14 protein-coding genes are annotated in these 9,960 nt (G+C 72.0%); 6 read left to right on the forward strand and 8 right to left on the reverse strand.

Going from position 1 to position 9,960, the window contains the following annotated elements:
• Positions 1–767 (reverse strand): ATP phosphoribosyltransferase regulatory subunit (locus tag CCR87_RS08010; protein WP_201157019.1); only part of this gene is annotated, 767 nt, incomplete at its 3' end.
• Positions 764–2,254: a histidine--tRNA ligase gene (hisS, locus tag CCR87_RS08015; RefSeq protein WP_201157020.1), complete on the reverse strand. Its 1,491-nt coding sequence runs from the start codon at positions 2,252–2,254 to the stop codon at positions 764–766. The genes CCR87_RS08010 and hisS, both read right to left, overlap by 4 nt.
• 132 nt (positions 2,255–2,386) lie before the next feature.
• Between hisS and CCR87_RS08020 the strand changes: the two genes are divergently transcribed.
• The 6 genes from CCR87_RS08020 to CCR87_RS08045 all read left to right on the forward strand — a co-directional run bounded on the left by CCR87_RS08020 (position 2,387) and on the right by CCR87_RS08045 (position 6,369).
• Positions 2,387–3,181 (forward strand): pyridoxine 5'-phosphate synthase, encoded by a 795-nt coding sequence (locus CCR87_RS08020; protein WP_201157021.1) that lies wholly within the window; start codon positions 2,387–2,389, stop codon positions 3,179–3,181.
• A complete protein-coding gene (gene acpS, locus CCR87_RS08025; RefSeq protein ID WP_201157022.1) occupies positions 3,178–3,579 on the forward strand; it encodes a holo-ACP synthase in 402 nt (133 codons plus the stop codon). Before CCR87_RS08020 ends, acpS begins: the two co-directional genes overlap by 4 nt.
• A gap of 62 nt (positions 3,580–3,641) precedes the next feature.
• Positions 3,642–4,427, forward strand: coding sequence for a signal peptidase I (lepB, locus tag CCR87_RS08030; RefSeq protein WP_201157023.1), 786 nt, complete (start codon positions 3,642–3,644; stop codon positions 4,425–4,427).
• A gap of 7 nt (positions 4,428–4,434) precedes the next feature.
• Complete coding sequence (gene rnc / locus CCR87_RS08035; protein ID WP_201157024.1) at positions 4,435–5,124, forward strand: ribonuclease III; 690 nt, start codon at positions 4,435–4,437, stop codon at positions 5,122–5,124.
• Complete coding sequence (era, locus tag CCR87_RS08040; protein ID WP_201157025.1) at positions 5,117–6,031, forward strand: GTPase Era; 915 nt, start codon at positions 5,117–5,119, stop codon at positions 6,029–6,031. Before rnc ends, era begins: the two co-directional genes overlap by 8 nt.
• Positions 6,032–6,033: 2 nt before the next feature.
• Positions 6,034–6,369 (forward strand): DUF1491 family protein, encoded by a 336-nt coding sequence (locus tag CCR87_RS08045; protein WP_201157026.1) that lies wholly within the window; start codon positions 6,034–6,036, stop codon positions 6,367–6,369.
• A 6-nt stretch (positions 6,370–6,375) separates the two neighbouring features.
• Here the strand turns inward: CCR87_RS08045 and CCR87_RS08050 are convergent, their stop codons facing one another.
• The 6 genes from CCR87_RS08050 to CCR87_RS08075 form a co-directional block, all read right to left on the reverse strand.
• Positions 6,376–6,636 (reverse strand): NfeD family protein, encoded by a 261-nt coding sequence (locus tag CCR87_RS08050; protein ID WP_201157027.1) that lies wholly within the window; start codon positions 6,634–6,636, stop codon positions 6,376–6,378.
• A 108-nt stretch (positions 6,637–6,744) separates the two neighbouring features.
• Complete coding sequence (locus CCR87_RS08055) at positions 6,745–7,095, reverse strand: hypothetical protein (RefSeq protein WP_201157028.1); 351 nt, start codon at positions 7,093–7,095, stop codon at positions 6,745–6,747.
• An 87-nt stretch (positions 7,096–7,182) separates the two neighbouring features.
• Positions 7,183–7,386 (reverse strand): Trm112 family protein, encoded by a 204-nt coding sequence (locus CCR87_RS08060; RefSeq protein WP_201157029.1) that lies wholly within the window; start codon positions 7,384–7,386, stop codon positions 7,183–7,185.
• Positions 7,383–8,027, reverse strand: a complete 645-nt coding sequence (locus CCR87_RS08065) for an LON peptidase substrate-binding domain-containing protein (protein ID WP_201157030.1) — start codon at positions 8,025–8,027, stop codon at positions 7,383–7,385. Before CCR87_RS08065 ends, CCR87_RS08060 begins: the two co-directional genes overlap by 4 nt.
• 89 nt (positions 8,028–8,116) lie before the next feature.
• A complete protein-coding gene (gene trxA / locus CCR87_RS08070) occupies positions 8,117–9,028 on the reverse strand; it encodes a thioredoxin (protein WP_201157031.1) in 912 nt (303 codons plus the stop codon).
• A gap of 97 nt (positions 9,029–9,125) precedes the next feature.
• Positions 9,126–9,914 (reverse strand): exodeoxyribonuclease III, encoded by a 789-nt coding sequence (locus tag CCR87_RS08075; protein ID WP_201157032.1) that lies wholly within the window; start codon positions 9,912–9,914, stop codon positions 9,126–9,128.
• Positions 9,915–9,960 lie beyond the last annotated feature (46 nt).

Here is a 9,960-nt window from a genome sequence, read left to right on the forward strand (position 1 = left end):
TCCAGCGCCGCGACCTGGGGCGCCGGCAGGGGGGGCTCGGCGGCCTCATGGCGCAGCATGTCGATGCGGGCGGCGATTTCGTCGGCCCCGCGCGCGCCGTTCAGCGGGCCCGCGGCGGCGATCAGCGCCTCGGCCGGGGCGGCGGCCAGACGCTCCAGCAGCGCGCGCCGTTCGGGCGTGGGACGGGTGCGCCCGCTGAAGCGATCCAGCAGCGCGCGAAACCGGGCCGGGCGCCAGATGTGGCGCATCAGGGCGGCCTTGCGCGCGGGGCTGGCGTCCAGCCCCGCCACCGCCGCCGTCAACAGGCCGATGTCGCCGATCACCGGGCGCAGCGACAGCGGCGCGAGCAGCCGGGCAAAGACGGCAAAGACCTCGGCGTCGGCGGCCGCCGGGTCGGTGCCGTCGAACACCTCGAAGCCGACCTGGAGGTATTCGCTGGCGCGGGGGCCATGGTGATCCTGGCGGCGGAACACCGGCCCGAGGTAGGTATAGCGCGCGGGCTCCGCCCCTTCGGCCATGTGGCGCTGCACCACCGGCACGGTGAAGTCCGGGCGCAGCATCATCTCGCCGCGCAGGGGGTCGGTGGTGACATAGGCGCGGCCGCGGATATCCTCGCCATAGAGGTCCAGAAGCGTGCCCGCGGGTTGCAGGATGTCGGCCTCCACCGGGGCCGCACCGTGCGCGCGCAGGGCGGCGAACAGGCGTTCGGCCTCGGCGCGTTCGGTCGCGCGATCGGTCACGCGGTCGGGGGCGGGCGGTGCGGTCATCGCGCCAGGATGCGGCGCACGGCATCGACGAGGTCGGCCAGCGGCACCTCGGACTGGGCGGGCTGGGCCTTCCATTCCTCCAGGCTGGCGTCCTGCGCGATGCGGGCGCCCAGGGCCAGGTCCTTGATCTGCACGACGCCGCGCGCGGCCTCGTCCTCGCCCTGGATGATGGCGGCGGGGGCGGCGCGGCGGTCGGCGTATTTCAGCTGGTTGCCGAAGTTCCTGGGGTTGCCGAGGTAGACCTCCGCCCGGATGCCGGCCTCCCGCAGGGTGGCGGCCATGGCGAAATAGTCCGCCATGCGCGTGCGGTCCATCACCGTGACGACCACCGGGCCGGGGATCGCGCCCGCCAGCCGGCCCTTGGCGCGGAGCGCGGCCAGCAGCCGATCCACGCCGACGGACACGCCGGTGGCCGGCACCGTCTGGCCCGTGAACCGCTTCACGAGGTCATCATAGCGCCCGCCCCCCGCGACCGAGCCGAACTGCTTCGGCCGGCCCTTCTCGTCGAGGATCTCGAACGTCAGCTCCGCTTCGAACACCGGGCCGGTGTAATATCCAAGGCCCCGCACGACCGAGGGGTCGAGCACGATCCGGTCGGGGCCGTAGCTCTGCGCCTCCAACAGCGCGGCGATGGTCTCCAGCTCGGCCACCCCGTCGCATCCCAGCGCCGAGGCGCCGACTAGCGCCCGCAGCCGCGCGCAGGTCTCGGCCGCCGTGGCGCCGCGCGCGTCCAGAAAGCCCATCACCACATCGGCCTGCGCGTCCGAGAGCCCGGCCCCGGCGGTGACGTCGCCGCTCTCGTCCTTGCGGCCTTCGCCCAGCAGGGCGCGCACGCCCGACACGCCCAGCCGGTCCAGCTTGTCGATGGCGCGCAGCACGATCCCGCGGGCCTCGGCGTGGGTGTCGGGGTCGGCGGGGTCGAGAAGGCCCGCGGCCTCCATCACGCCGTTGAGAACCTTGCGGTTGTTCACCCGCACGATGTAGTCGCCGCGCGGGATGCCCACGGCCTCCAGCACGTCCGACAGCATCGCGCAGATCTCGGCGTCGGCGGCGACCGAGGGCGCGCCCACGGTGTCGGCGTCGCACTGGGTGAACTGGCGGAAGCGGCCCGGGCCGGGCTTCTCGTTGCGCCAGACCGGACCCATGGCATAGCGGCGGTAGGGGCTGGGCAGGTCGTTGCGGTACTGCGCCGCCACCCGCGCCAGCGGCGCCGTCAGGTCATAGCGCAGCGCGATCCAGGGGCCGCCGTCCTCCTCGGTCCAGGCGAAGACGCCGTCGTGGGGGCGGTCGACGTCCGGCAGGTGCTTGCCCAGCGCGTCGAGCGTCTCGATCGCGGGGGTCTCCAGCGGGTCGAAGCCATAGCGGTGGTACACCCCGGCGATGGTGTCGAGCATCGCCTTGCGCTCGGCCACCTCGGCGCCGAAGTCGTCGCGAAAGCCGCGGGGCGCCTCGGCGCGCGGGCGGCGCGGGCCCTTGTCCTTGGCCATGCTGTCATCCCTGCCTGAAGATCGCGCCCGGCTCTAGCCCAAGGCCCCGCGCAGGGCAAGCCGCGCGCGGCGTTTCCCTTCGCCGTCAAAGCGCACTAGAACCAGCGCAGGGATCCAGGGAGACACCGCGCCATGACCACCGCCCCCCGCCAGCGCCTCGGCGTCAACATCGACCACGTCGCCACCGTGCGCAACGCCCGTGGCGGCGCGCTGCCCGATCCGGTGCGCGCGGCGCTGCTGGCGCAGGCCGCCGGCGCCGACGGCATCACCGCACACCTGCGCGAGGACCGCCGCCACATCCGCGACGCCGACATCGCCGCCCTGATGGCCGCGCTGCGCGTGCCGCTGAACTTCGAGATGGCGGCGACCGACGAGATGCAGGCCATCGCCCTGCGCCACCGCCCCCACGCGGCCTGCATCGTGCCCGAACGCCGCGAGGAGCGCACGACCGAGGGCGGGCTGGAGGTGGCCGGAGACGCCGACCGCCTGCGGGCCTTCATCGCGCCGCTGGCGCAGGCGGGCTGCCGGGTGTCGCTGTTCGTGGCCCCCGATGCGACGCAGATCGCGGCCTCGGCCGCTGTGGGGGCGGCGGTGGTGGAGCTGCACACCGGCGCCTATTGCGACCTGCTGGACGAGGGCCGCGAGGCCGAGGCCGAGGCCGAGCTTGCCCGCCTGCGCGCCGCCGCCGAACAAGCGGCGGGGCTGGGCCTGGAGGTCCACGCGGGCCACGGCCTGAGCTATCACAACGTCTCCCCCATCGCCGCGATCCCGCAGGTGGTGGAGCTCAACATCGGGCATTTCCTGATGGGCGAGGCGATGTTCACGGGCCTGCCGGCGGCCATCGCCGAGATGCGCGCGCGGATGGACGCGGCCCGGACGGATACGGCCCGGACGGATATGGCCCACGCGGATACGGGGCGCCCGTGATCCTGGGCGTCGGCACCGACCTGGCCAACATCGACCGGATCGCCGCCACGCTGGCGCGGTTCGGCGACCGCTTCCGCACCCGCGTCTTCACCGACGCAGAGATCGCCAGGGCCGAAGCCCGGCGCGAGGTCGCCGCCACCTATGCCAAGCGCTGGGCCGCCAAGGAGGCGTGCTCCAAGGCGCTGGGCACGGGGCTGCGGATGGGGATTGCCTGGCGCGACATGGCGGTGACGAACCTGCCCACCGGCCAGCCGGTGATGGCGGTCACCGGCTGGGCGGCGGAACGGCTGGCGGCGATGACACCCCCGGGCCACCGCGCGGTGATCCACGTCACCCTGACCGACGACCACCCCTGGGCGCAGGCCTTCGTGGTGATCGAGGCAGTGCCCACCGCTTGACTTGCCCCCCCCCGACGGCCAGAGAGGCGCGACCTGCGCACCCCGCCCATCAGGAGACCCCCATGGCCAGCACGACCGGCAAGAAGGACGGCATCTGGGAGACGCTCAAGACCGTCTTCTGGGCGCTGGTGATCGCGGGGCTGTTCCGCACCCTGTTCTTCCAGCCGTTCTGGATCCCCTCGGGGTCCATGAAGGAGACGCTGCTGATCGGCGATTTCCTGTTCGTCAACAAGATGGCCTATGGCTACAGCCGCTGGTCGTGCCCGTTCGGCGCCTGCCCGATTCCGGGGCGGATCTTCGGCTCCGAGCCCGAGCGCGGCGACATCGTGGTGTTCCGCCACCCGGTGTCCGGCGCGGACTTCATCAAGCGGGTGATCGGCCTGCCCGGCGACACCGTGCAGATGCAGAACGGCCGTCTGGTCCTGAATGGCGAGGAGCTGCCGCAGACCCCCGAGGGCACCTTTGTCGAGACCTTTGCCCGGCAGGGCCCGGTGGGCCAGTTCCCGCGCTGCGCAAACGCCCCGGTGGGCGAGGGCGGCGACTGCGAAAAGCAGCGCCTGCGCGAGACGCTGCCGTCGGGGCGCAGCTACATCGTGCTCGACATCGCCGAGAGCTTTGCCGACACCACCCCGGTGTTCACCGTCCCCGAGGGGCATTTCTTCTTCATCGGCGATAACCGCGACAACAGCCAGGACAGCCGCGCGCCGCAATCCGTGGGCGGCGTCGGGATGGTGCCGTTCGAGAACCTGATCGGGCGGGCGAACCGCGTGGTGTTCTCGTCGGCCGGGCGCTCGATGCTGTTCTTCTGGACCTGGCGGTCGGACCGGTTCTTCCAGCGGCTGGAGTGAGGGGGCGATGAAGGTTTCGGCCGATCTGCGCGCGTTCGCGGCCCGTATCGGGCACGACTTCGGCCAGCCCGACCTGCTGGTGCAGGCGCTGACGCATGCCTCCATCGCCTCGCCCACGCGGCCCGACAACCAGCGGCTGGAGTTCCTGGGCGACCGGGTGCTGGGCCTCGTGATGGCCGAGGCGCTGGTGCGCGCGGACAGCACCGCGCGCGAGGGGCAGCTTGCCCCGCGCTTCAATGCGCTGGTGCGCAAGGAAACCTGCGCCGAGGTCGCGCGCGACATCGGCCTGGGCGAGGTGCTCAAGCTGGGCCGCTCCGAGATGCTGACCGGCGGGCGGCGCAAGCAGGCGCTGCTGGCGGACGGGATGGAGGCGGTGATCGCCGCCGTCTACATGGATGCCGGGTTCGATGCGGCGCGCGCGCTGGTACTGCGGCTGTGGGGGGGGCGGCTGGACCGGGCGGGCGATACCGCGCAGGACGCCAAGACCGCCCTTCAGGAATGGATTCAGGCGCGCGGCCATCCGCCGCCCGATTATGTGCAGGTGGCGCGCACCGGACCCGATCACGCGCCGTCCTTTACCATCGAGGTCCGCCTGGCATCGGGGGAAAGCGCCCGCGCCGAGGCGGGATCGAAACGTGCCGCCGAACAGGCCGCCGCCGAGGCGCTGCTGGAGCGGCTGGAGGGAACCGATGGCTGAGGACACACGCGCAGGCTTCGTGGCGCTGATCGGCGAGCCCAACGCGGGCAAGTCCACGCTCCTGAACCGCATGGTGGGCGCCAAGGTGTCGATCGTCACCCACAAGGTGCAGACCACCCGGACCCGCATCCGCGGCGTCGCCCTCGAAGGCCCCGCGCAGATCGTGTTCGTGGACACGCCCGGCCTGTTCCGCCCGCGCCGCCGGCTGGATCGCGCCATGGTCGCCGCCGCCTGGAGCGGGGCCGCCGACGCCGATGTGGTCGTGCTGATGGTCGAGGCGCATCGCGGCCTGACCGAGGGCGTGCAGGCGATCCTCGACGGTCTGGGCGACAAGGTGCCGGCCGGGCAGACGGTGGCGCTGGCGATCAACAAGATCGACCGGGTCAAGGCCGAGGCGCTGCTGGCGCTGTCGCAGAAACTGAACGCAGCGCACCCCTTCGCCGCGACCTTCATGATCTCGGCCGAGCGGGGGCACGGTGTCGACGACCTGCGCCGCTGGCTGGCGGAGCAGCTGCCGGTGGGGCCGTGGCTCTATCCCGAGGATCAGATCGCCGACCTGCCGCTGCGCATGATCGCGGCCGAGATGACCCGCGAGAAACTGACCCTGCGCCTGCACCAGGAATTGCCGTACGAGCTGACGGTGGAGACCGAGGCCTGGGAGGACCGCCCCGACGGCTCGGTGCGCATCGACCAGATCGTCTATGTCGCGCGCGACGGCCACAAGGGCATCGTGCTGGGCCACGGCGGCGAGACGATCAAGGCCGTGGGCCAGTCCGCCCGGGCCGAGATCGCGGCCTTCCTTGATCGGACGGTGCATCTGTTCATCACCATCAAGGTCCGCCCGAAGTGGCTGGAGGAGCCCGAGCGCTACGGCGAGATGGGCCTCGACTTTCGCGACGGCAACTGACGGTGGCGCCGCGCCTGACCGCAGGGTTCTGGGTGCAGGCCTATCTTGCGCGCCTGCGGCAGGAGGGGGTGGCGGCCTATGTCATGGCGCGCGGCGACGCGACGGCGGGCGCGGTGGTGGTGAAACTCGCGACCATGGACGGGCGCGCACAGGCGGTGCAGCGCACCACCGACCCCGCCACCGGCAACCGGGTCTGGACCGAGCTTGCCGCCGGACCGGAGGCCGAGGTCGACGCAGCCCTGATGCGCCAGCGCGCGCGCGACCCGGATCTGTGGATCATCGAGCTGGAAGACCGCGCCGGGCGCACCCTGCTGGACACGCCCGGCCTGTCGGACTGAGCGCGCTCAGTCCTCGTGGCGGGCGGGCGCGCCCAGGCTCAGCCGCAGGCCCACCCAGATCACCGCCGACAGGCCCGCGCACACGGCCACCGCGTTCAGCGTGTCCGCGGCCATCCAGGCGGCCGGGCCGACACCCAGCCACAGCATCACCCCCGTCAGGATCGATGCCAGCGCAATGGCGATGAAGACGTAGACGCGAATCGCCACCTCCATGATCGCCAACACGATTCCGAAGGCCACCCACAGCCACCACGTTTCGCCAACCATGCCCGCTCGCGCTCCCTTTCGACGGGCGCGCGGGTTTTCCGACCCGATGCGCCCTGTTGCGCGCACAACCTCGCCCGTCGGGCAGGCGGGCGCAAGGGGCGCGGCCGGTCAGTGTGCGATGCGTCCGCGGGTCACGAACTCCACCGCGCCGTCGTTGCCGTCGGCCACCGTCGGCTCGGCCCGGGTGCGGTCCAGAAGGTGCTGAAAATCGCGCGCCGAGATGAAGCCGTCGGCATCCGCCATCCCCTCGGGCAGGCGGATCATCTCGCGCCCGGGCTGCTGCACCCGACCCAGCCGGGCATCATACAGCAGGCATTCGCGGTTGAGGCAGGTGCGCGGGTCGCTCAGCTGCACCAGCGGTCCGGCGGCCCCCATCCGCGTCGGGCTGTCGGGGGGCGGCGTGCAGGCCGCCAGCAGCAGCGTGACGGGCAGGGCGGCAAACAGCGTGCGAGGGATCATGCGCGGGGTCCTTTGTCGTGGTACCGGACAACAGCTAGGCGCGCGGCGCGGCGCGGCACCTCACGAGGCCGTCACCCGGCGCGGGCGTCAGTCGATGTCGCGGGCCTCGTCCACCAGCATGATCGGGATGCCGTCCCGGATCGGATAGGCAAGGTGCGCCGCGCGGCTGACCAGCTCCTGGCGGGCGGCGTCATAGCGCAGCGGTGCGCGGGTGGCCGGGCAGACCAGCGCCTCCAGCATGCGCCGGTCATAGGCATGCGGGGCGGGGCGGGGCGGGGTGTCGTCGGTCATTGCAGTGTCTCCTCGCCGGTGCCGCCGCGCAGGGCGAATTCGATCAATGTCACGAGGGTTTCGCGACGCGTGGACAGTGACGGCGCCTCCAGCAGGGCCTGCTTGTCCTCCGGCTCGAACGGGCACAGCATCGACAACGAGTTGATCAGCAACTCATCCTCGGCATCCTTCAGCGCCTCCCAGTCGGTCGACAGGCTGTGGTGCGAAAAGAACCGCCCCAGCAGGTCGAAGAACCTGTCACGGCTGAACTGCGTGTCGGCCTCGGTCTGGCCCAGGTCCCGCTCGAACCCCTCCCACGAGGGCTCCACGGTGCGAAACGGGGTGCCCTCGGTCGTCTCGCGGACCAGCCGGAACCGCGAGATCCCCGACAGCGTGATCAGGTAGCGCCCGTCCTCGGTCTCGGAAAACCCCGTCAGGCGCCCGGCACAGCCGATACTGTGCAGGCGGCTTTCGCGGGTGCCGGGGGCGGCGCCGGGCTGGATCATCCCGATAAGCCGGTGCGGCGTCGCCAGGCACGCCTCCACCATCGCGAGGTAGCGCGGCTCGAAGATGTGCAACGGCAACCGGGCGCGCGGCAGCAGCAGCGCCCCGGGCAGCGGAAAGATCGGGATGGCGTTCGGCAGGTCTGCGGGTTTGATCATGGCCACGATGGTAGTCCGCCCCGTTGTTGCGACAATCGGCCCCGGATTTATTTCGGCGGCCGGGCACGCGCCGCGTGTCCGGCCATCGGTCAGACAAAGACCATCGAGCTGAGCCTGCGCCGACCCTTCAGCACCACAGGGTCGGAGGGCTTGAGCGCCTCGAAGACCGTCAGAAGCTGCGCGCGGGCCGCCCCTTCGTTCCACTCGCGGTCGCGGCGGAACAGCTCCAGCAGCTCGTCCACCGCGCCCTGCGTGTCCCCGGTGGCATAGAGCGCCTGCGCCAGATCGAACCGCGCCTGGTGGTCGTCGCCATCGGCGGCCACGCGGGCGCGCAGCTCGTCCACCGGGCCCGCATTGGCGGCCTGCCGCGCCAGCGCCAGTTGCGCGCGTGCGGCCTCCACCTCGGCCGAGGTGGCGACGGCGGCGGGCACATTGTTCAGAAGCGCCTCGGCCTGGTCGAGCTGTCCCGCCGCGATATACGCCCGGATCATGCCGCCGTGGGCGGCGGGATTTTCCGGCTCCTCCGTCAGGATGGCGGCAAAGGTCTGCGCGGCCTCGGCCACGGCGCCCTCGGCCAGCATCGCCTCGGCGGCCTCCAACGCTTCCGTCAGGCCACCATCGCCCCCCAGCGCCGCGACCCGCTCCACGAAGGCCTTGATCTCGCTGCCCGGCAGCGCGCCCTGGAAGCCGTCGGCCGGCTGGCCCTGCCAGAAGGCATAGACCGTCGGGATCGACTGGATGCGCAGCTGCGCGGCGATCGCCTGGTTTTCGTCAACGTTGATCTTGACCATGCGCACGCGGCCCTTGGCGGCCTGCACGGCCTGTTCCAGCGCCGGGCCCAGCGTCTTGCACGGGCCGCACCAGGGCGCCCAGAAATCGACGATGACCGGCACCTCGCGGCTGGCCTCCACGACCTGGGCCATGAAATCACGCTCCGAGCCGTCGATCACCAGCCCGTTGCCCGGTGCCGGCGCCTGTGTGTTGCCGCCCAGTCCCAGCATTCCTGTCCCCTCGATGCTGTGTCGCTTTCGGGCCTTATATGTGCCGTGGGGGCGCCGAGGGGAAGGGGCAGGGCGTCGGGGAATCCCGCGCGCGGCCCTACAGATCGAAGCGCGCCATCACCGGGGCGTGGTCCGATGGCTGGGCCCATCCGCGCACATCCCGCAGGATGCGGCTGTCGCAGGCCGCCGCGGCCAGATCCCCGCTGGCCCAGATGTGATCGAGCCTGCGCCCCCGGTCCGACGCCGCCCAGTCCCGCGCCCGGTAGCTCCACCACGAATAGAGGGGCCCCTCGGGGATGTCGGCGCGGGTGACATCGACCCAGCCGCCGGCCTCCTGCGCGGCGCCGAGGGCGTCGACCTCCACCGGGGTGTGGCTGACGACCTTCAGCAACGCGCGGTGGTCCCAGACGTCATCGGGGCGTGGCGCGATGTTCAGATCGCCCACCAGGATCGACCGCGCCGGGGCGCTGTCACGGCCCCAGGCGCGCAGCTCCTCCAGAAACGCGAGCTTGTGGGCGAACTTGTCGTTGACCTCCGGGTCGGGCACATCGCCCCCCGCCGGAATATAGAGGTTGTGGATCACCGCCCCGCACGCCAGCCGGGCCGCCACATGGCGCGCGTCGCCGCGCCCGCACCAGTCGATGTGGCCGGCGTCCTCGATCGGGTGGCGCGACAGGATCGCCACCCCGTTGTAGCCCTTCTGGCCGCGCGCCACGGCGTGGGTCCAGCCCATCTCGGCGAACTGCGCCAGCGGCATCTTGTCCACCGGGCTCTTGCATTCCTGCAGGCACAGGATGTCGGGCGCATGCTCGCGCAGCAGCCGTTCCACCAGCGGCGCCCGCAGCCGGACCGAGTTGATGTTCCATGTGGCAAGGGTGAGGGGCATTGCGGCGGCTCCGTGAAGGCGCCTCCGGTCGGGGGCGGGGTGAGGA

The organism is Rhodobaculum claviforme (assembly GCF_016653255.1).
Lineage (GTDB): Bacteria > Pseudomonadota > Alphaproteobacteria > Rhodobacterales > Rhodobacteraceae > Rhodobaculum > Rhodobaculum claviforme.